We start from the raw sequence: 21,340 nt of genomic DNA, 5'->3' as shown, positions 1-21,340 counted from the left end.
CTTTTTTAAGTGCACAGCCGGCTATCGCAGCAGGCTTTCTCGAACTTCACTCAAGTCTGTCGTCGGCGGACGGCAAGTAAAGTTTTCACAGATATAGAAGGTGGAGCTGTCGCCTTGCGGCGCCATATCGCGGACAAAGGGGGCCATCTCGGGCAGTTCCTCATACTCAGGTCCGCTCAGGCGGTAGAGAAAGACGGTTTCAGGGGTGAAGAGCTGATGGAGTCGCTCCAATTCGCGGCTGAAGGTTTCTTTTTTCCGGTCCGCCACAATAACAACCTCTTTGCCGGGAGTGCGGGCGAAAAGGAGGGCCATGAGGGCGAAGGTGTATCCGGCCGGCTGGGCGTTGATATTACCGGAAAAGCTCTCCAGAAGTTTTTCCGCCTGCCGGGCATACGCCTCGCGGCCGGTGATGCGGGCCAGGCGAAGCAGGTTGAGGGCGGAGACGGAGTTGCCCGAGGGGGTGGCGCCGTCGTAGATCTCTTTGGGCCGCGTCAGCAGTTCCTCGCTGTCACTGCCGTAGAAGAAGTAGCCTCCCTGATCAGGATCCCAGAAGAGACGGTTCTGGTCCTCCTGGAGCGCCAGCGCCCGTTTCAGCCAGAGCGGGTTCGTGTCGGCCTGGTACAGTTCGATGAGCGCCCAGATCATGAAGGCGTAATCGTCGATATAGCCCTTATAGGCCGCTTCGCTGTCGCGGTAGCGGGCGAGCAGGCGACCCTTGTCGTCGCGCAGCTTCTCCCAGATGAAGTCGGCGGCGCCTATGGCGGCGTCGAGGTAGGAGCGGTCGTGGAGGATGCGAAAGCCCATGGCCAGGGCGGCGATCATCAGGCCGTTCCAGGCGGTGAGGATCTTTTCATCTTTAAACGGATGGACCCGTTTTTCCCGGGCGACGAAGAGTTTTTGCTCGGCGTCGGTCAAAACCTGATGCCACGTGTCCATGCCCATGGGCGGGGTGAAGGGGCGCCTGTCGGCGTCGATGCGGTTCAAGATGCTCTGACCTTCGAAGTTCCCCTTTTCGGTGATGTCATACCACTGGCAGAAGAGCTTGCCCGTCTCTTCGCCGAGGATCTCCTTGACCTCCTGAGGCGTCCAGACGTAAAACTTGCCTTCGACGCCTTCCGAATCGGCGTCTTCGGCGGAGTAAAAGCCGCCCTCAGGGGCGTGCATGTCTCGCAGCACATAGGAGAAGATCTCCCGTGCCACCTCGGCGTACTCGTCGTTTTCCGTCACCTGGTACGCCTCCAGGTAGGCCATGGCCAGTTGGGCGTTGTCATAGAGCATCTTTTCAAAGTGGGGGACGAGCCACTTCTCGTCGGTCGAGTAGCGGGAAAAGCCGTAGCCCAGGTGGTCGTAGATCCCGCCCGCGTGCATCCGCCGGAGCGTCTTCTCTACCATCGGCAGCGCTTCCTGCACATCGGCCAGCTTGTCGCAACGGAGCAGGAAGAGCAGGTTGTGGGGCGTTGGGAACTTGGGGGCGTGGCCGAAGCCGCCGTAGACATCGTCGAAGCGTTTTTGCAGCCACTCATAGCCGCGCATGATCGACTCATCGTCAAGGCTGCCGGTGCTGTTGGCCTGGACCTCCCGCTGCAAGTGCTCGGTCACCCGGTCGCCGGCGGCCGCCAGCTTACCCCGGTCATTCTTCCATTGATCGACGATGGCCTCCAGGATGTCGAGCACGCCCGCCAAGCCCTGCCGGCTGCGCTTGGGGAAATAGGTGCCGGCAAAAAAGGGCTTTTTGTCCGGTGTCATGATCACCGTCAGCGGCCAGCCGCCATGGCCGGTGAAGGACTGGCAGACGGTCATGTAGATGTGGTCCACGTCGGGCCGTTCCTCACGGTCGACCTTGACGGAGACGAAGTGCTCGTTCAGGTAGGCGGCGACTTCCTCGTCCTCGAAGGATTCGCGCTCCATCACGTGGCACCAGTGGCAGGTAGAATATCCCACGGATAAAAATACGGGCTTGTCTTGTTCTTTGGCTTTTGTAAACGCTTCTTCTCGCCAGGGATACCATTCCACGGGGTTATAGGCATGCTGGAGGAGGTAGGGGCTTTTCTCTTGGAACAGCCGATTTGGTTTCCTATTGGTTGGTACGGTCATCTCTCTAACCTCCGTTGCGTTGTAAGCGGTATAATCGTAGTATACGCAATGAACGCTTGTCCATAAGATTCGACGCTCAAAACCACTGGCTTGATGGAAAAACTGGGGAATGATAAAGACACATAGAATTCTTTAAATGAGATTTAAAAGGGGATTTCCATGAGAAAAATTCTAATCGTCGAAGACGAAATCGATGTAGCCAAACTGGTGGCCGATCAGCTAAAAAGCGAAGGTTTTCAGGTTCAGATGGCTCATGATGGAAAGAGCGCCATCGATTCCATCGATGCGGAAGAATTCAATTTATTTATTTTGGATATCATGCTTCCGGACATGGATGGTAGTGAGGTATTGCAATATATTCGTCGGAAAACATCCAAACCCGTGATCATGTTAACGGCAAAAGATAATGACATGGATAAAGTTGTCAACTTTACTCTCGGAGCCGATGACTACATTGTGAAGCCCTTCAGCCTAATCGAATTGACGGCTCGGGTAAAGGCGGTTTTGCGACGAACAGAGGGAACCCATCATATCACCGAAAATCAAGTGGGAAAGGAAACCATTCTTCACTGTGGGTCCTTGGAAATCAATTGTGATACCACTGAAGTAAAAGTAAAGGGCAACGTGATCTCATTAAAAGCCAAAGAATTCACCCTATTGAAATATTTGGCTGAGCGGCCGAATCGAGTGGTAACGATCGCGCAGATTTATGAAAGTGTGTGGGAAAAAGAGTTTATCCATGACGACAATACCGTCATGGTTCACATCTCCCGATTGAGAAATAAAATCGAAGAGGATCCCGCTAACCCGCAGCGATTGCAGACCGTTCGCGGATTAGGCTATCGATTGGTGTGTGGAAAATGAACCTGTTCGGATGGGTTACTGTTGTCTTTATCGTCTTCTTGGGAACAGGCATTGTGTTTATGGCGATAGTTTATCAAGAAGTCAGGCGTATGCAACGGCTGTTGGCGGAAGCGATTCAGGGAAATCGACAAGTACGTTTTTATTCGCACCTTTCGTTGCTTCATCCGATCGCAGAGCAAGTCAATATCCTTCTCCAACAACTGCATATACAAGAGAGCAACAAGCGTAGGGATGATGAACAGCGCAGGCAATTTATCACCGCCATCACCCATGACCTGCGAACCCCGCTGGCATCTGTATTAGGGTATCTCGAAGCGGTGCACAAAGGGCTGACGAATCCCGATAAGAAAGACGAATATATAGAAACGGCTTACCATAAAGGGCTGACGTTACTCAACACCCTGAACCGTTTCTTTGAGTGGGCCAAGTTGGACTTGCATCAAGAGCAGATTTTTCCCCAAACCATCAATCTTGCAGAAACCCACCGTGAAGTGCTGATAGAATTTTTACCGGGGCTGGAAGCCAGAGGCATTCAACTGATTGCTGAAATTCCACTGGTGGTCAACGTGACCATTGATCCGGAAACGGTTGCAAGGGTGATTCGAAACCTCATCCAAAATGCCATCGATCATGCCCTTGACGTAACCATGATACGCGTGAGATTGGACGTAAATAAAAGACAGACGCTCATTGAAGACAACGGGAAAGGGAAACCCGAAGTCGATGATGATGATATCTTTGAGCCCTTTCAACGGCAACGAAAGTCCAAAGGCCTTGGATTGGGATTGGCGATTTCCCGGCAACTTCTACGCATGCAAAAGGGCAATCTATATGCAGAACCTTCCGAGGAGGGAGGCCTTTCTTTTATCATCCAATGGCCTTCCGCATAGACCGATCAATTTAAGGCAGGGTTAAGGTTGGAGAAAAGTCTCTGTAAACTTCCTCGGATATACTTTTATCCAAGGGAGGGAGAAAGACATGCATCAAAGGACACCGATTTTAGAAGTCTCGAATCTGGGCAAAGTTTACAACGGAACCTGGGCGGTCAAAGGCTTGAATCTATCCGTGAGGACCGGGGAGATATACGGTTTTTTGGGGAGAAACGGTGCAGGGAAAACGACGACGATACGGATGATCATGGGCCTGATTCGCCCATCTCAAGGTCAGATTCGACTGTTTGGCCGACCGAAGGAATCCTTCGGGCAAGACATGTTTCGCCGCATTGGTTCCATGATTGAGTATCCGGGGTTCTATACCCACTTAACGGCACGAGAAAACCTTCTCTATAACGCGAGAATGATTGGTCTGCCGAATCTGAAGGCCGTTGACGAGATTCTTTCTTTTATGGGGCTGGGGCAGGCTGCCGATAAACAGGTCAATCAGTTCTCGTTAGGAATGAAACAACGATTGGGTATCGCAAGGGCATTACTGCATGAACCGGAATTGCTCATTCTCGATGAACCGACGAATGGACTCGATCCGGCCGGGATTCGAGAAATTCGCCACATCATTCGAGATTTGAGTAAATATCGAAATATCACCATCTTTGTCTCTAGCCATATTCTTCCGGAAATTGAGCAGTTGGCCGATCGGGTCGGCATCATTCATCAAGGTCAATTGGTCGAAGAGATCGCCATGGATGAATTGGAGCGGAAGGGGAAGCAGTATCTCACGGTGAAATCATCGAATCCATATCGCGCAGTACAGATATTGGAAGAAAAGCTTCGGATTCAACAGCTTCGTTTGCTTGACGACGGCGAAATCCAGGTCTTTGAGCAGCTAGAACAACCACACGCCATGAACCGAGTTCTGGTCGAAGCAGGGGTTGATGTATTTCATTTATCCGTTCAAAAAGAGACCTTGGAGGATCGCTTCATGCGTCTGACAGGAGGGGAGACAAGATGATCCTAAGCATTCGATTAGAAATGACGAAATGGAAACGTTCCCGAATGGTATGGATGACTTTCCTTGGCTCGGTTGTCGCCCCCTTTTTCGCGCTCATCTCGTCGCTCCAGACAATGAATCAGACCCAACAGTTCAAAAGCTGGAATGAACTCTTTGCGGTTGCTTTTCAGATTAACCATCTGTTGTTCTATCCCTTTATTTTTGGAGCAGTGGCTTCCTATGTATTTGTACAGGAATATCAAGGCGGGGCCATCATCAACCTCTTCACATTGCCTGTAAGCCGCGCCAGGATCATTGTATCAAAGATAATCACCGTATTTTTGTTTGTGATGCTGTTATCGTTGGTGTCGACGGCTGTGACATTTCTTTTTGGGTGGAAGTTCACATCGACGCCCTTGGATTGGAACCTTTTTATTCGCAATTTCCAACTGGCCATGGAAACGACGCTGATGCAATTCATGCTGGTTCCTATCATCATTTGCATTGGCTTATGGACCAAGCACTTCGTTCCACCGCTGGTGGGTGCAGGTCTTTTCGTGGTGCTGAACTTCGTATCTTTTGTATCCAGCAGTGTGGGACCATTCATTCCGACCGCCATTCCTACCTTTGTCGTTTTACAACATGTCGGTTGGAATCAGTTTTTCATTCCCTTTGTCTGGACCATGCTGATCCCCATATTCGTCCTATTTACAGGTATTTCATTCTATATTGTGATGACCAGGGATGTAGCATAATCATAGGTGACCTCCATTGTTTTGTACTCATCAAGTCCCGCAGAAGGTCCTATAAGGGCCACAAGATGGCGCAGGCGGTGCGGCGTACTCCGCCTGTTCGGGGGCGTGCGCGTAGGGCTTTGATAGCGAATCAAGCAGTCGCTCCATCACACTGTAGTTTTCTTCTTTGACTGCCGCTTCCAGCGCCTCTTCCACCCGGTGGTTTCGAGGAATGACTGCGGGATTGCTCTTTTTCATCAACTGATGGGAAGATGCAGTCGGCTCCTGCTGCTGGCTCAGTCTCGCCTCCCATCGTTTACACCACTCCGTAAATTCCGGCGTGCCATTCATGGCCGTATCCTCAGGCTTGTCAAAGGTTAGTGCGCGGTATGTATTCGTATAATCGGCGTGATGCTTCTGCATCATCTTCAGGAGGTCTTTGAAAAGGGGTTCGTCCTCTTTCTCTTCATTAACAAGTCCCAGTTTTGCTCTCATACCGGCGAGCCAATGATTATGATATAGCTGGGGAAACTCTGTTACCGCCTCCTGGGCGATTTCAACAGCCTTCTCCTGATCGTCGTGGAGCAGCGGCAGCAGGGTTTCGGCGAATCGGGCGAGATTCCATCCAGCAATAGAGGGCTGGTTGCCGTAGGCATAGCGTCCCTGAACGTCGATGGAACTGAAGACGGTTGCCCGGTCGTAGTCATTCATGAAAGCGCAAGGACCGTAATCGATCGTTTCGCCGCTGATCGTCATATTGTCTGTGTTCATCACTCCGTGGATAAAGCCGACCAGTTGCCACTTCGCGATCAGCGCGGCCTGGCGACGGATGACTTCCTTCAGCAGCGAGAGATAACGCTTCTCATCGGCTTCGACCTCTGGAAAATGGCGCTTGAGCGCGTAGTCAGCCAAGGTCCGGAGATCATCGCTCGTGCCCCATTGTGCTGCGTATTGAAAGGTGCCGACGCGCAGATGGCTGGCAGCCGCGCGAGTCAGGACAGCGCCCGGGAGGGTGGTTTCACGGATGACCGGCTCTCCCGTGGTCACCACTGCCAGGCTGCGTGTCGTCGGTATTCCAAGCGAATGCATCGCTTCACTGATGATGTATTCGCGGAGCATCGGTCCGAGGGCCGCCCGACCATCGCCCCGGCGAGAGTAGGGCGTTCTGCCTGAACCCTTGAGTTGGATATCAAATCGCTCACCCTGGGGCGTGATCTGCTCGCCAAGCAACAGCGCCCGGCCATCCCCCAGCATGGTGAAGTGGCCGAACTGATGTCCCGCATAGGCTTGGGCAAGCGGTAAAGCCCCTTCCGGAACGCGATTCCCCGCAAGCACTGCTACCCCATCTTCGCTATGCAGCGTTTGGACATTCAAACCCAGGTCTGCGGCAAGCGGGTGGTTGAGAATGGACAACTCCGGTGTGTGCGCAGGGGTTGGGTTAAGCATGGAAAAGAATTTATCCGGTAGCTGGGCATAGCTGTTGTCAAAGTTCCATCCAATTTTCTCCTTATCCCTCTCTTTTGTCATTGTATCTCCTTATGCTAAGTTATGTTGAGTTTTTCGAGGGGCGCCCGTGCCCTAGGGATACTCAACAGGTTTGTGTGCCGGAGGAGGTAGGTCATGCGCCTCTTGTTCTGTAGTTACAGGCGTAGTATGCGCGAAAAAAGCCCGTCCACAATGAACGAGCGCAGAAAAGTTTTTGAGCCTAACCCATTCTTAACTTGTCCATGGTTGACTTCCCCCGCCGCTTGGTCGAACATAGAATCAAACGCTTGGCGGAGGGGAAAAAGATATGCAGCAAAATAAACGCTCTGGTGGGAAGCAAGTGAACATCGCTGTCATCGCCGATATCCACGCAAACGCCGAAGCCCTCAACGCTGTCCTGAGCGATATCGAGTCCCAGCATCCGGACCTGGTGCTATGCGCCGGAGACCTCGTCGGCTACGGACCCCAGCCCAACGAGGTGGTTGAGAAGATCATCGACGCGAAAATCCCCGCAGTGATGGGGAACTACGATGACGCCACGGCGAACTTTCGCCTGATTTGCGGATGCGACTACACGTCGGAAACGGCGCAAGCCGTCGGTGAATTCTCCATCCGTTTCACCAGGGAAACCCTAGAGGAAAAAAACAAGGCCCATCTGCGCAGTCTGCCCTACCACTTGTTTTACCGCATTGGTGAACCGCTTCAACCGCCAGCGCTCGTTCCCTTACCGCCGGAATCGCTCTCAGGCCTCTATCCCATGTATGATCCCGCCTTTGATACCATGGAAGACAACGCCCCCCAAATCCAATCCTACCGCGAGGCTGTGGAGCGGTACGCGAGCCCGCCGAAACCGGCGCCCGGCGAGTGGCTCATCCACGTCTTTCATGGCTCGCCCCGCCGCCTCAACGAATACCTGCGCATGAACACGCCCATTGAAGAACTCCGCGCTTTGGTCAAACTCACCCCGGCCAATGTAATGATCTGCGGCCATTCCCACCAGACCTTCCATAAACTTGTCGACGGGGTTCACATCATCAACGTGGGAAGCGTCGGCAAGCCAAAACAGGGGAATCCCAACGCAACCTACGCGCTGATTCAACTCGGCGACACCGTCGCCGTCACCTTCCGGGAAGTGGCCTATGATGTTGACACCGTCGTCAGCGAGATGAAAGGCCACGGTCACCCGCAAGCGCTGATCGATATCATTCAAACGGGGATCGATAGTTGAGGCCACAGGAAATCGATAACTAAGGAAAAAAGGAGGAAAACAGGTTGCCAATCTGGACCCTCCTTTTTTCCTTTGCAACCATACAAATTAAATCAGCCTGACAGCCCCCAACAAATTTGGACAGGCGTTTATTTTGCCGGGTGACTCACCGGAGAAAAATCGCTGTGTTATAATGAACGGTATGGGAAGCGGCATATCTTGTCTCGTCTCTGCAAACTTTACCTGATGGGCGTTGGGGAGGGTGCTCCGGTGAAAATAGGGATTAGAGCAAAATTGCTCGTGGGGTTTCTCGCATTGGCAACAATTCCGGTAATCCTCTTGGGAATCATCTCCTATCAGCAGGCGGCGGCGTCACTGCAGAAGACGATCGAGGACCAGATCCGGGCCGTAACGGAACAAACGGCGGAACTGGTGGAAGCTGATCTGGCGGGGGCGAAGGACTACTTAAAAGTGGCGAGCAAAAACGGCGTGCTCGCGAGAGCCGCCGATCATAACCGGGATGCCGGTGGCGAGGCCTTTGCTTTTTTATCGTCCCTGCAAAAGGAGAACAAGGACCTCCTCGAATCGCTGATCATCGTAGATCGCGACGGCAACGCCGTGATGACCCATGACAACCCCGTCAGCAACGCCAGCCTGGCTGACCGCGAGTATGTAAAAAAAGCGCTGGCCGGTGCTGAAGCCATGAGCGATGTAATCATCTCCAAACTGACCCAGGAACCGGTTGTCGCCTTTGCCTTACCGCTTCGAACGGGCGATCCTGCTTCCGGCGCTTTAACGGGAGCCCTGATCGGCACGATCCGTTTCGACACCATCTCCAAGCACGCCCAGAAGGTGAAAATCGGCGAGAACGGGTATGCTTACATGATTGATCGGACTGGCTTAATCCTGTCTCATCCCGTCAAAGACAAGATTTTGAAGGAAAACCTCTCTGACACAACGGAACTGGCGCTGAAGAAAATCGTGGCACAAATGAAAGCGGGAGAGACGTCGGAAGGCTTTTATACATACAGCGGGGTCTACAAGTTCGTGCGGTTCCAGCCGATCGGCCAGTGGGTGATCGCGGTAACCGCCAATTACGATGAATACATGCTGCCGGCGATCCAGATCAAAGAGAGAACGTTGGTGATCGTGCTCGCCGTCATGGCGGCCGCCGCCGCCATCGCCTTCGTCCTGGCCAACAAAATCGCCAATCCGATCCGGCAACTGCAAGGATTGATGGAGAAGGCCGGCGACGGGGACCTCACCGTCGAGGCGGCCATCCGGACGAATGACGAGATCGAGGATTTAGGCAAATCCTTCAACAAGATGATTCACAATCAAGGGGATACGCTTCAGCAGGTCCAGATGGGTTCGGTTCAACTGTCAGCGGCCTCGGAAGAGTTGGCCGGTTCGACGGTAGAAATCAATGCCGCGACGGAGCAGATCAGCGCCACTGCCCAGCAGGTCGCCCAAGAGGCGGAAGAGCAAAACGCCTCCTTTATCGAGGTGTCCAAATCGCTGTTGCAGTTGTCCAGCCTGGTGCAGTTGGCAGAAACGAAGGCTTCCCAAGCGAGCGCCTTATCCGACTTGACGATGAAATCGGCCCATCAGGGCCGGACCAAGGTGAAACAGGCCGTTGAGGCCATTGATGTGATCCGCCAGAAGTCGGACGAGACGAAAGACGTCGTGCAGGAATTGAGCAATTTATCGGCGCGGATCAGCGATATCATCACCACGATCAATGCCATCGCTGCCCAGACCGACCTGCTGGCCCTGAATGCGGCCATTGAAGCCGCCCGGGCGGGAGAACACGGGCGAGGCTTCGCCGTCGTGGCTGAAGAGGTCCGGAAGTTATCAGAGCAGTCCCATCGAGGGGCGACGGAAATCGCCGGCCTGGTCACCGGGATGATTGAGATGACCGGCAAAGCCGTGCAATCGATGGAAGCGTCGAACAGCGCCGTCACGGTCGGTGTGGACGTAGTCAACGCGACAGACGTCACCTTCTCGAAGATCATCGGCGATGTCACACAGTCGATCACCAGCATGAACGAGATCTTGGAAATCACGAGAGATGAGGTGGCCACGTCCGAACAGATCGTCCGTCTCATCGACAAGGTAGCCTCCATCTGTGAAATCACCTTGTCCAACAGCCAACAGGTCTCTGCGGCGACGGAAGAACAGACGGCTACTGTAGAAAACCTGGCGAGCATGGCCGAGCAGACGAGCGCCTTGGCGGAATCCCTGAACGAAATGGTCAAAAAGTTCGTCATCCGCTGAGCGCCCTGCTTCTAAACAGGTTTGGACGCTCATCCAGTTTTTTCTGAAAAGAGGAAGGGCAAGTCATGACTTTGTACAACAGCAGCGCAGCCGGTACAGCAAAGGAAAATGACCTGGAGAAAGCGTTGCAAAAACAAGAGCGGCTTCTTTACGGCGTGACCTGCGCAACCAACCGGTTATTGACGCGGCAATCTTTTGGAGAAGCTGTTGAGGATGCCCTCGCGATCCTGGGCAGGGCCGTTGATGTCGATAGAGTCTACCTCTTTGAAAACACATGGCTGCCGGATCAGCGCGAATGGTTGATGAGCCACCGACAGGAATGGTGCAGTGATCCGGCAAGGGCGCACCCCTTTCACCCCCAACTGCAAAACCGTTCCTACCGTCAGAGCGGTTTTCAGCGGTGGTTGGACACCTTTTTGCAGGGGGGCCTCATCCGCGGGTTGGTTCAGGACTTTCCCGAATCGGAACAGATCCCCCTTCATATGCATCACAAAATCTGTTCATTGATCGCTGTGCCAATTTTTACGGACGATCAGTTATGGGGGTTTATCGGCTTTGATGATTGCCGCCTTCTCAGACAGTGGACCCCGCAGGAAGAAGCCGCCCTCTCAACAGTCGCCTACAGCCTCGGCGGCGCGATCAAGCACCAGCGGACATTGGATGAGCAAAAAAAAGCGGAAGAACGGCTCAGGCACATGGCCAGCCATGACTTTCTGACCGGGATTCCCAACCGCTATCACCTGGAAATGGCCCTTGCGCAGGCGGTAGAGGCGGCTGCGCCGGATCGGACAAAGGCATTGCTGTTTGTCGATATCGATAACTTCAACGTGATCAACGATCTGCTTGGCCACGACGTGGGTGATCGCTTGTTGATCGCTTTGGCCGCTGTCCTTCGCCGCAAGGTGATTCCTCCCAACATGGTCGCCCGTTTGGGCGGCGACGAGTTCGCCGTGCTGCTGTCAGCGGCGGATGAGGAGACGGCCTGTCAGGTCGCCGATGAACTGCTCCGGTGGGATCAGGAGGAAGGGTCCATGCCGGTGCTTTCCGGTCAAGGGCTTCGCTTGACGACCAGCGTGGGCATCGTGCTCATCGACGGCGCCATGAGCCCCCAGCAGGTCCTTGCGCGGGCCGGCACCACCATGCACCTGGCGAAATCGATGGGGCGGGGGCGGCGTCTGATCGCGCGGGCCGACGAACATGGCCTGAATCGCCTGGAAAAAGCGCAGCAGTTGATCGACTTGCTCAAAGACGCCGCCGAAGAGGGACGTTTTTCTCTCTTCTTCATGCCTATCGTGAATCTCCAGGAGGGTTCGGTCCGCCACCATGAGGCGCTGCTCCGCCTTTCCGACCGCAAGGGCCGCTGGATTTCGCCGGGCGAATTCATCCCGGTGGCAGAGAACTTCGGCCTGATGACTGACATCGATCGCTGGGTTGTTGGGGAAGCGTTGCGGATTCTTCGCGCTCATCCGCAACTGGAACTATACATCAATATCTCCGGGGAGAGTCTCGGCGATATGGAATTGCTGCAATTCATCACCGGCGCGATTCGTTCCAGCGGTGTGGCGCCGGAGCGCCTCGGCTTTGAAATCACCGAAACAGCCGTCGTCCGAGACCTGATCAAAGCCCAGCAATGGGTGGGTGAACTGAAAAAACTGGGATGTTCCTTTGCCATTGATGACTTCGGCAACGGGTACTCCTCTTTTTCTTATCTCTTCCGGTTGCCCGTGGACTACATCAAGATCGATGGCGCCTACGTCCGGGCGATCGAGGAGAACCCGGAAAGTATGGCCCTGGTCAAAGGCATCAACGATCTGGCCCATTCGCTGGGCAAACGGACCATCGCCGAATATGTGGAAAATGAGCAGATCTGGCGACGGTTGAAGGCCATGGGCATCGAATGCGGTCAAGGGTATTACTGGGGCGCACCCAGGCCTGCAATAGAGGAGACATATTGCGGCTGGTTGGCGGGCGTCATGGACGTCGCTAAAGCAGGCGTTGAAAAGTGAATTTGATTGATGTAAGACAGGTGTGGAGCCGCTTCGCGGACCACGCCTTTTTTATTTAAGTCAAAATACGATTTTGCCAGTATTTTTCACAACAAAAAGGCAGTGAAATTATGTATTATTATGTGTAGTCGCGGATTTAATGAATATTTCGGAGGTGTATCGATGAATCGCCGTAATTTTTTAGGAGGGGCGCTGGCCGCCCTCGCGACGCTTCCTTTTGGATCGCTGACGGCGCTTGCGGCAACGCCTCAGTTTGGCTCCCGTGAACTCTACTGGGGTGTTTCCGGCGCTGATGTGCAACAACTGCAAGGCTATCTGAAAGAGATGGGCTATTTTTCCGAAGAACCGACCGGCTATTTCGGAGCCGTTACCTTCGATGCGCTGAAGCAGTTTCAGGCCTATCGCAAGTTGACCGTAGACGGGGTGGCAGGCCCGCAAACCTTCAAAGCCCTGCGCCCGCAGATGCTTGATTGGGTTAATACGGTCGCCTATCTGCTGCCTGTCGGCCTTACCGCCAAGGTGACCGATCCGATCACAGGCCTTTCCTACAGGATCAAACGAACCGGCGGCGTCAAGCACGCCGATGTGGAACCGGTAACCGCCTGGGATACCTCTGTCATGAAGCGGATTTACGGCGGCGTCTGGAGTTGGAACCGCAAACCTGTCGTCGTGACCGTCAAAGGGTGGCGAATCGCCGCCTCGATCAACGGCATGCCCCACGGCTATGACACGATCACCACCAATAACATGCAGGGACAGACCTGCATCCACTTCCTGAACAGCCGGACCCATGAAGGAAATCGCCTGGACCTCGAACATCAGGCGGCTGTCCGCAAGGCGGCCACCTACATGTAACGAGGCTTGCAATACGAGGCTTGTTAAGAGGAAAACTGCGACGAAGGGAAAGGCGATCAAGGCCTTTCCCTTCGTCGATCCCGCCTGCCTTACAATATCCGCTGCAAGTGTTGCAACAGTTCCTGGGCGAAGAGCGGCGGGTTGTCGATCATCGAGTAGTGACCGCATTCCGGCAAGATGCGGAAGGTTGAATTCGGAACAGTCTGGTTCAGGCGGTATCCCCAGTAAGGGGGAAGATAGCGGTCATACTGACCCCACAAAAAGGTCGCCGGCGCTTGAACATTGGCGAGGTGGGGGACGAGTTCCTCTGTTTGATGATGTTCCAGCGCAAAAGAGGCTGTTTGCAACTCCTGGGCGCCGGTCGCGTGGGCATAGGGGGCCACGAAGGCATCGATCAGTTCCGGCGTCGCCAGTTCCTGGTGGAACAGGCCGACCCGCAGCATCCGTTCAATGAAGGCAGGTGACGGCTCGAACTCGGGGGCGGTGGGATAACGCAGCGATACGACCTTCGGCAGGGGCCAGTTGCTGAAGCAGACACCGTCGGCGACGACAAAGCTGGCAACCCGGTCGGGGTGCCTGACGGCCAGGATCTGGGCGATACCGCCGCCCAGGTCGTGTCCCACCACATGGACGCGAGGAATGCCCAGCCGGTCCAAGAGGCCAATCATGTATCCGGCCTGCTGGGGCAGGGTCAAATCCTCCGTCGGCCCCCGGCCTGACCGCCCGTAACCGAGCAAGTCCGGCGCAATCACCAGATAGTTCTCCGCCAGATAGGGAATCGTCTGTCCCCAGAGAAGCGAGTTTGTCGGGATGCCGTGCAACAGCAAAAGGGCCTCACGGCCTTTTCCTGCCAATCGGTAGAAGAGATGATGACGCCCCAGAGGGGCGAAGGCCTCTTGCAAATCCATGGAAAGCGCTCCTTTTCGTATGCTTGTGCAGCCCCTTTTCCCTGTCTTAGCTTCACCAGGGGGAATCAGGTTAATCAGAGAAGAATTAGGAACCGATAGGAAAAAATTCCATAATGTATGGTGAAGGCAGCCTATATCGATGGGATGAGGAGGGAAAAGGGATGGCTAATGGGTGCGGAGGCTTCTGGGGAGGCTTCGGTGTCGTCGCCGGTCTGGTCATAGCCTTGATCGTGATTGGCGCTTTCTACCCGAGCATCGTCGGTTACGGTTATGTAGAATCCTAAGAAAACAGGCTTTTGGATTACGCAGAAGAGGAGGGACCTCGATGGGCGCTAGCTGCGGCGGCGGATACGTTAATATCGGCAACTACATTGTTGCCCTGGCCATTCTGATCATCATCATTGCCATCCTGGGGACCGGCTTCGGATACGGTTACGGAAACGTATAAGGGAACGGATAAGAAGGGAACGACTAGGGGGAGCGCTGGCCAACAGGTCAGGCGCTTCCGCTTTTAAAAAGCAGGGAGCGCCTGACCACTCCGGCGCTCCCGCTTCGTTATTGTCACCCATGCTGACTCTTCCTGATGCACGCAACCTGCCCGTCGAAAAAGGGCGGCGCGCTTAGTAGCGGCCGTATCCGAAGCCAAAATTGGTTCCTAAAATGGCGATAATGATAATCAAGATGGCCAGGGCAACAATGCGATTCCCAATGTAGTTCCCTGCGTAACCGCCGCATCCGTCGCTCATGCCGGTTGCCTCCTTTCCTTGCAGCGCTGCATAACCTCATTGCCCGCCGTAGCCGAAGCCGGCAATCTCGGGATAGAAGGCGCCGATAACGATCAGCGCGATGACCAGGCCGGCCACCACTGCGAAACCGTTGTTGAAAAAGCCGCCGCAGTAGGCGTTGCCCATGGTTGATTCCCTCCTCAGGCGAGGCCGTTTGGTTTTCCTTGCCCGATATACAGTATGAGGGAAAGAACAAAAGGTCTTCAAAAAATTGCCATTAAAAACTGCGCTTATCGCATTGGAAGATCTCGGCTTTTTATGCAAAAGTTCTTTTCCTTTGAAAAAGCCCTTTGGAAAGCCCTAGTTAGAGGCCTTAAAAATAACGGAAGAGGACATAAACATGGGCCATGGCGACGGAAAGGAGCATGAAGGGGAAGGCGACAAGGAAGAACTTTTTGAAGGAGATGGGAACGCCTGCTTTCTCGGCGATCCCGGCGACGATGATGTTGGCCGAGGCGCCCACCAGCGTCCCGTTGCCGCCCAGGCACGCGCCCAGGGCCAGAGACCACCAGACCGGCTCCAACTCCATGCCCGAGAGGGCGCCCATCTCATGGATCATGGGGATCATGGTGGCCACGAAGGGGATGTTGTCGACAAACCCCGAGGCGATGGCCGACAGCCACATGATCAACAGCGACGCCGTCTGCGTGTTGCCCTGGGTGATGTCCAGCGCCCACTGGGCCAGCGCGGCGATGACGCCGGTCGCCTTCAAACCCCCAACGAGGACGAAGAGCCCCACGAAGAAGATGATGGTCGGCCATTCGACGAGGAGGAAGATCTCTTCGGGCTCTTCCCGGCTGACGATCATCAGGATCATGGCGCCGGTCAGGGCGATGGTGGCCGATTCAATGTGCAGGAGGCCATGGAGGCCGAAACCGACGATCGTCAGGGCGAGGACAGCGAGGGATTTCTTCAAAAGCGCCCAGTCTTTGATCTTTTCGGCCGGATTCATAGCCAGGATGGTGTCGCGGTTCTCGATCTCCGAGGAAAAGTCCTTGCGGTATAGGACCATCAACAAGGCCGTTGTCACGAGCAGGATCACAATCGCAATCGGCGCCATGTGGATGATGAACTCCATGAAGCCAAGGCCTGTGGCGCTGCCGATCATGATGTTGGGGGGATCGCCGATCAGGGTGGCCGTGCCGCCGATGTTGGAGGCAAGGATCTCGGCGATCAGGTAGGGCATGGGGTTGACCTTCAGCGTGTCGGCCAGGATGATGGTGACGGGCGCGATGAGCAGGACGGCGGTGACATTGTCCAGAAAAGCTGACATGACGGCCGTAATCAGTGTCAAGAGACCCAGCAGGCGGAGGGGGTTGCCCTTCGTCGCCTTGGCGGCCCATATGGCCAGCGCTTCAAAGACGCCGCTGCGGCGGGTGATGGCGACGAGGATCATCATGCCGATCAGCAGGCCGAGGGTGTTGAAGTCGATGTCATCCTTGATGGCGATCTCCTGATTGAGAAAACCGAGCAGGATCATGATCAGGCCACCGAGCATGGCGGTCACCGCCCGGGGGATCTTCTCCCAGATGATCAACCCATAGGCGACGACGAAGACGATGATCGAAGCGACAAAGGCAATGTCTTTCATTGTTCTTCCTCCTAAAAAATAGTTTCCGTAAAAATGGAGAGAAAAAATAACAAAAAGCAAAAAAGCGCAAAAAAACAGAGGAGCCCCTTGGTGACAGGCTCCTCCTCAAATTCCCGTATGCGCTTTTGAACATGAATGGCGCCGTTATTGTATAACGACGGTTGTTTTCCCGTCAAGGTTTCCCGTCAAGGGTGGATCGCCTTCTTGGCGAAGCGTCCGCCCATCACCTCGGCCACATGCTCGACGGCCACAAAGGCGTCTGGGTCATAATCCAGGACGATCTGCCGCAGTTTGGCCAGTTCTAGGCGTGTCACGACACAGTAGAGGATCTCCTTTTCCTCGCCAGAAAAGCCGCCCTTGCCGTAGAGGTAGGTGACGCCGCGGCCCAGGCGCGCCATGATCGCCTCGGCGATGTCCTGGGCGTTGTTGGAGATGATCGTGACAGCTTTCGATTCGTCCAGGCCCTCCAGGACGAGGTCGATCGTCTTGAAGGCGATGAAATAGGCGATCAAGGAGTACATGGCTTTATCCCATCCGAAGACAAAGCCGGCGCTGCCTAGGATGAAGATGTTGAAAAACATGATGATCTCACCGACGGAAAAGGGAAGCCGGCGGGTGAGGATGATGGCCAGGATCTCCGTGCCATCCAAGGAGCCGTTGTAACGAAGAATGAGACCGACGCCGAGTCCGAGGGTGATGCCGCCGAAGACGGCGGCGAGCAGAAAGTCGCTTGTCACCGTCGGAGAGCCATGGATGAAATGGACGCCGAGCGCCAGCACCGACACACTGTAGAGGGTGGAAATGGTGAAGGTCTTGCCGATCTGTTTATAGCCGAAAATGAGAAATGGGATGTTCAAGATCAACAAAAAGGCGCTGAGCGGGAGCGGGAACAGGTAGGAGAGAATGATCGAGACGCCGACGACGCCGCCGTCGATGATGTGGTTGGGGACCAGGAACACCTCCAGGGCCACAGCGACGAGCAAAGCGCCCAAGGTGAGAAACAGTCCTCGCTTAAGGGTTTTTGTGGCTGTTTCCTTTTTGTGTTGACTCGGCGTCACGGGAACTCCCCCTTTCCGCAGGGAGTTGCTTCGCCGCTTCAGACCGCCTCGCCGTTTCACCAGACTTTGGCTTCAGGCGCTCTTGCTTCGATTGGAACTTTTTGCGGACTAGATTGCAGGTGTGAAAAATGATCGCCATCCAATAATCGCCCCTTCATGATTCGATTTTTATCGGAGAAAAAACGGGATAAAAAGAAAGGGAGCCCGTGGTGACAGACTCCTCCTCAAAAACCCTATGCGATTACTTACAGTATATCACAACTTGGTCTCATGTTCCACCCAAAAAGCGAAGAACCAGCAATCCCCTTGGGCTGAACCTTTCTGTCTGCGCGCAGGTACATGTGGAAGACATATTCGCCGATCGCCACCAGCAGGGCCAACAGCACCAAGGCAGGGGTTGTCGTGCGCAAACCGGTGATGAAAAAGGTCAGGACATAGGCGGTCACCGCCGCCAAAAGGCCATCGCCGGCAGAGGCGATCAGGTTGCCCATCCGGGGAAGGACGATCAGATCGCCCAGCAGGTAGTTGAGTGCCGTCGCCGCCACACTGAAGAGCAGGATGCCCCACCAGGTGCTCCCGGCGATATAACCCAAAGTGATACCTGACACGACCAGCGTCATCAGAAACTTGGCGAACAGTGCCGTTGCAGTATGACTCATTTGCACACCTCCGCCTGCCATTTTTCCCAGGAGCGGCAGGCATTATACGAGCAATAGAACAATGGGACGCCTCGGCGGCATCAATGTAGTAAGAGCCCCTTTGCTTGGGAAAGGGCAAATTTTCCTTGCCTCAGCAGGAAAAATCCTTCGCAAAGCGAAAATAGGAATCGATACCAATATTGAAAGCGAGGACTTGTATGCTCGAAAACTATATCAAGTCTGGCTACCCTGCTGTGGCCGTCCTGTCTCCGGAAGAGAACCGCGTCGTCGCCGAATGCCGGCGCATCGCCGAGCGCTATGGCATGCACCTCGCCCAGTGGAGTTCCTCCAAACACCTGCAAATGCTGCATGTCAATAAAAAGGCCCTCGCCGGTCTGGGCGGCATGTTTGACTTTAAAATCAAGGCGCCCGATCCGGTAGAGGCGCTGAAAAAGGCGGCCCAATTGCCGACCAACACCATCTACTGCTTATTGGATTACCACCCCTACTGGCGCTCCCCTGACGTGTGGCGCACCGCCAAAGACACCTTTCAGGAGATGAAGCGGCGGGGCATCGTCTTCGTCTTCATCTCAGCCCAGATGGACATCCCCGTTGAACTGGCGCGGGAGATCGTCATGACGACCATCCCCTTTCCCCGCCGCGAGGAGTTGGAGGCTGTCATCCATCATGTGGCCCAGGCGGCTGGCGTGGCGCCGCCGGAGAACATCACCGCCGTCGCCGATGCAGCCCTGGGGTTGACGATTAGCGAGGCGGAGAACGCCTTCGCCCTCTCCCTGGTCACCTCCGGTAACTTCGATCCGCCGGTGATTATGAAAGAAAAGGAACAGATCATCCTCAAAAGCGGGGTCCTGGAGATTATCGGCCATGATCTCGATATGTCGGCCGTCGGCGGCCTCTCTCAGTTGAAGCAGTGGCTGCGCACCCGCGTCTCCGCTTTCTCGCCGGAGGCCCAGGCCTATGGATTGCCCTTTCCCCGGGGCGTCCTCCTCGTCGGGGTGCCTGGCTGCGGCAAGAGCCTGTCTGCCAAAGCGCTCGCTTCGGAGTGGCAAAAGCCGCTCTTGCGGCTCGACGCCGGCCGCCTCTTCAGTTCCTTTGTCGGTGAGACGGAGGCCAACACACGGCGGGCTTTGGCGGTGGCCGAAGCCGTCTCTCCCGTGGTCCTCTGGATCGACGAGATCGAGAAAGGTCTCGCCGGGGTGCAGTCGAGCAACCGCACCGACTCGGGCGTGACAGCCCGTGTTTTCGGCCATTTTCTCACCTGGATGCAGGAAAAGACGAGCCCTGTCTTTGTCGTCGCCACAGCCAACGATATCAGCCAACTGCCGCCGGAGTTTCTGCGCAAGGGGCGCTTCGACGAGATCTTCTTCGTTGACCTGCCCGATGAACAGGAGCGGCGCCAGGTCATCGCCGCCCAACTGCGGCGGCGCAAGCGAGATCCAGAGCAGTTCGCCGTCGACGAATTGGCCAAGGCGACGGAAGGCTTCTCCGGCGCCGAGATCGAGGAGGCCGTCGTGCTGGGCATGTTCCACGCCTGGAGCGACAACCGCCGCGAGGTGACCGCTGCCGATATTCTGGAGGCTGCCCGCACGATTATACCCATGTCGGAAAGCGAGATGACGCGCGAGCGCATCATTGCGTTGCGCGAGTGGGGACGCCAGGCGGCGCGGCTGGCCAATGGGGCCGGCGCCTGAAGGAAGCCTTTTCGAAAGGAAAGAGGTTGCATGAGCCATTTCACGCAAATCCTCAGCCAGTCGGTGACCAATATGGAGGCCCTGCGCAAGGCCGTGGCGCGCATGGGTTTTGAACTGCGCGAGAACGACCTGTGCCGCTACTACTTTGGCCGGAAACAGAAGGATTTCGTGATCCGCCTGCCAGGCAAGTATGACGCCGCCCTCGTTCCGGCGGAAGAAGGGGCGGGCGGCTACCGGATCGAAGCCGACTGGGAGGGCGATCATGTCTCCCGCTACCTCGGCCGGGAGGCGGAACTGTTACTCAAGTACTACACAGCCGAACTGGCCAAAATCGAGGCGCTCAAACGGGGCTACGCCGTGTCGGAACAAGCCGAGGAGGGCGCCCTCGTCGTCCTGGCGCGAGACAGCGACGGCAGCGCTTTGCGCATCGAGTGCCATGGCGGCGGCAGCATCCGTTGCCAGCCCCAGCACATCACCGGCGAGGCCTGCATGAAGTTTTTTGAACTGGAACAGGCCCTGGGGGACATCCAGGAGCATCAGAAGACGGGCGCTTTCTGGGGCAGCGATGAGACCTTGAAAAAATTGCGCGTCCGGGGGCGGTATTTCTGCGGATAATCTCGTCGAGAGTTTTATAGGGTTAATTTGCAGCGGGAAGGGGGAGCGCCATGTCCCTGATAGAGAAGTTGAAAAAAATGTGGATCGGTTCCGCCAAGTACCGGCAGCGGCAGGTCGACCGCCTTTTCCCGATCTGCTACTGTGAGCGCCCGTCGGCGGAAACCTTGGAATGGCTGCTGCAAGACCTGCAGCAGCAGCGGAACGAACTGCTCGACTATGACCTCCTGGGCGATCCCTTTTTCAGCATGGTCTTCTACCGGTTCCTAACGCCCGACGACAAAGAGCGCCTGCCGGCCATCGACGCCCTTGTCGCCGCCATCCTGGAACGGCGGGCTTTTGAGCCGGAGGAGTTGTTCCGGCTGAATGGGCTCTATGGTTTTACCCTTCCCAAAGCCGGCTACCCTGACTGTCCGGTTGTGACAACGCCCGCTGTCGTAACGCCGGCTGTGGTGACAATAGATGAGCCGCCGCCTGCGCAGGAATCCGAGCCGGAGCGCCTGCGCGTCTTCCGGTTTTAGGGCGGAAGGAAAGGAACCCCTCGGAGCGGACAAACCCGTTCCCGGGGGTTCTTTGACTTTAGGCATCATAAGAACCAATAATAAATATCATTAAGTGAAACGCGTCCTT

At 55.4% G+C, this 21,340-nt stretch carries 21 protein-coding genes; 13 read left to right on the top strand and 8 right to left on the bottom strand.

Annotated elements, in window-relative coordinates:
* Positions 1-21 precede the first annotated feature (21 nt).
* The gene (locus GTO91_RS09755) at positions 22-2,094 is read right to left on the bottom strand and encodes a thioredoxin domain-containing protein (RefSeq protein WP_161258408.1); all 2,073 of its coding nucleotides are present in this window, start codon (positions 2,092-2,094) and stop codon (positions 22-24) included.
* Positions 2,095-2,253: 159 nt separating this feature from the next.
* Here GTO91_RS09755 and GTO91_RS09750 point away from each other — a divergent pair, with 159 nt between their 5' ends.
* The 4 genes from GTO91_RS09750 to GTO91_RS09735 all read left to right on the top strand — a co-directional run bounded on the left by GTO91_RS09750 (position 2,254) and on the right by GTO91_RS09735 (position 5,597).
* On the top strand, positions 2,254-2,958 hold the full coding sequence (locus GTO91_RS09750; RefSeq protein WP_161258405.1) for a response regulator transcription factor: 705 nt from the start codon (positions 2,254-2,256) through the stop codon (positions 2,956-2,958).
* A complete protein-coding gene (locus GTO91_RS09745; RefSeq protein WP_161258402.1) occupies positions 2,955-3,848 on the top strand; it encodes a sensor histidine kinase in 894 nt (297 codons plus the stop codon). Before GTO91_RS09750 ends, GTO91_RS09745 begins: the two co-directional genes overlap by 4 nt.
* Before the next feature lie 88 nt (positions 3,849-3,936).
* Positions 3,937-4,863, top strand: coding sequence for an ABC transporter ATP-binding protein (locus tag GTO91_RS09740; RefSeq protein ID WP_161258399.1), 927 nt, complete (start codon positions 3,937-3,939; stop codon positions 4,861-4,863).
* A complete protein-coding gene (locus GTO91_RS09735; protein ID WP_161258396.1) occupies positions 4,860-5,597 on the top strand; it encodes an ABC transporter permease in 738 nt (245 codons plus the stop codon). Before GTO91_RS09740 ends, GTO91_RS09735 begins: the two co-directional genes overlap by 4 nt.
* 30 nt (positions 5,598-5,627) lie before the next feature.
* Here GTO91_RS09735 and GTO91_RS09730 read toward each other — a convergent pair whose 3' ends face one another.
* On the bottom strand, positions 5,628-7,103 hold the full coding sequence (locus GTO91_RS09730; protein WP_161258393.1) for a protein adenylyltransferase SelO: 1,476 nt from the start codon (positions 7,101-7,103) through the stop codon (positions 5,628-5,630).
* A 265-nt stretch (positions 7,104-7,368) separates the two neighbouring features.
* Here GTO91_RS09730 and GTO91_RS09725 point away from each other — a divergent pair, with 265 nt between their 5' ends.
* From GTO91_RS09725 to GTO91_RS09710, 4 genes are all read left to right on the top strand, one after another.
* The gene (locus GTO91_RS09725) at positions 7,369-8,289 is read left to right on the top strand and encodes a metallophosphoesterase family protein (RefSeq protein WP_161258390.1); all 921 of its coding nucleotides are present in this window, start codon (positions 7,369-7,371) and stop codon (positions 8,287-8,289) included.
* A gap of 294 nt (positions 8,290-8,583) precedes the next feature.
* Entirely contained in the window at positions 8,584-10,545 is a 1,962-nt protein-coding gene (locus GTO91_RS09720) for a methyl-accepting chemotaxis protein (RefSeq protein ID WP_235919453.1), read from the top strand.
* Between the two features lie 65 nt (positions 10,546-10,610).
* Positions 10,611-12,551, top strand: a complete 1,941-nt coding sequence (locus tag GTO91_RS09715; RefSeq protein ID WP_161258384.1) for a putative bifunctional diguanylate cyclase/phosphodiesterase — start codon at positions 10,611-10,613, stop codon at positions 12,549-12,551.
* Positions 12,552-12,713: 162 nt separating this feature from the next.
* Positions 12,714-13,406, top strand: coding sequence for a peptidoglycan-binding domain-containing protein (locus GTO91_RS09710; RefSeq protein WP_161258381.1), 693 nt, complete (start codon positions 12,714-12,716; stop codon positions 13,404-13,406).
* Between the two features lie 89 nt (positions 13,407-13,495).
* Here GTO91_RS09710 and GTO91_RS09705 read toward each other — a convergent pair whose 3' ends face one another.
* Positions 13,496-14,314: an alpha/beta fold hydrolase gene (locus GTO91_RS09705; RefSeq protein WP_161258378.1), complete on the bottom strand. Its 819-nt coding sequence runs from the start codon at positions 14,312-14,314 to the stop codon at positions 13,496-13,498.
* A 161-nt stretch (positions 14,315-14,475) separates the two neighbouring features.
* Here GTO91_RS09705 and GTO91_RS18410 point away from each other — a divergent pair, with 161 nt between their 5' ends.
* Together GTO91_RS18410 and GTO91_RS18405 are read left to right on the top strand one after the other, a co-directional pair.
* Positions 14,476-14,598: a hypothetical protein gene (locus GTO91_RS18410; protein ID WP_268894844.1), complete on the top strand. Its 123-nt coding sequence runs from the start codon at positions 14,476-14,478 to the stop codon at positions 14,596-14,598.
* 41 nt (positions 14,599-14,639) lie between these two features.
* On the top strand, positions 14,640-14,762 hold the full coding sequence (locus GTO91_RS18405) for a hypothetical protein (protein WP_268894843.1): 123 nt from the start codon (positions 14,640-14,642) through the stop codon (positions 14,760-14,762).
* A 172-nt stretch (positions 14,763-14,934) separates the two neighbouring features.
* Here GTO91_RS18405 and GTO91_RS18400 read toward each other — a convergent pair whose 3' ends face one another.
* The 5 genes from GTO91_RS18400 to GTO91_RS09690 all read right to left on the bottom strand — a co-directional run bounded on the left by GTO91_RS18400 (position 14,935) and on the right by GTO91_RS09690 (position 18,407).
* Positions 14,935-15,060 carry a hypothetical protein gene (locus tag GTO91_RS18400; protein ID WP_268894842.1) on the bottom strand — a complete coding sequence of 42 codons (126 nt, stop codon included), beginning with the start codon at positions 15,058-15,060 and terminating at the stop codon, positions 14,935-14,937.
* 36 nt (positions 15,061-15,096) lie between these two features.
* Positions 15,097-15,225 carry a hypothetical protein gene (locus tag GTO91_RS18395; protein ID WP_268894841.1) on the bottom strand — a complete coding sequence of 43 codons (129 nt, stop codon included), beginning with the start codon at positions 15,223-15,225 and terminating at the stop codon, positions 15,097-15,099.
* Between the two features lie 187 nt (positions 15,226-15,412).
* Complete coding sequence (locus GTO91_RS09700; RefSeq protein WP_161258375.1) at positions 15,413-16,690, bottom strand: ArsB/NhaD family transporter; 1,278 nt, start codon at positions 16,688-16,690, stop codon at positions 15,413-15,415.
* A 185-nt stretch (positions 16,691-16,875) separates the two neighbouring features.
* A complete protein-coding gene (locus GTO91_RS09695) occupies positions 16,876-17,748 on the bottom strand; it encodes a YitT family protein (protein WP_161258373.1) in 873 nt (290 codons plus the stop codon).
* 245 nt (positions 17,749-17,993) lie between these two features.
* A complete protein-coding gene (locus tag GTO91_RS09690) occupies positions 17,994-18,407 on the bottom strand; it encodes a DUF2512 family protein (RefSeq protein ID WP_161258369.1) in 414 nt (137 codons plus the stop codon).
* Positions 18,408-18,604: 197 nt separating this feature from the next.
* On the opposite strand from GTO91_RS09690, the gene GTO91_RS09685 reads away from it, so the two are divergent.
* Genes GTO91_RS09685 through GTO91_RS09675 form a run of 3 tightly spaced genes read left to right on the top strand, consistent with a single transcriptional unit; the run spans position 18,605 to position 21,231 of the window.
* Positions 18,605-20,098, top strand: coding sequence for an AAA family ATPase (locus GTO91_RS09685; protein ID WP_161258366.1), 1,494 nt, complete (start codon positions 18,605-18,607; stop codon positions 20,096-20,098).
* Positions 20,099-20,128: 30 nt separating this feature from the next.
* Positions 20,129-20,713 carry a hypothetical protein gene (locus tag GTO91_RS09680; protein WP_161258363.1) on the top strand — a complete coding sequence of 195 codons (585 nt, stop codon included), beginning with the start codon at positions 20,129-20,131 and terminating at the stop codon, positions 20,711-20,713.
* A gap of 50 nt (positions 20,714-20,763) precedes the next feature.
* A complete protein-coding gene (locus tag GTO91_RS09675) occupies positions 20,764-21,231 on the top strand; it encodes a hypothetical protein (RefSeq protein ID WP_161258361.1) in 468 nt (155 codons plus the stop codon).
* Positions 21,232-21,340: the final 109 nt, after the last annotated feature.

This window comes from Heliomicrobium undosum (genome assembly GCF_009877425.1).
GTDB lineage: Bacteria > Bacillota > Desulfitobacteriia > Heliobacteriales > Heliobacteriaceae > Heliomicrobium > Heliomicrobium undosum.
This window is presented reverse-complemented; position numbering and strand designations above follow the sequence as displayed.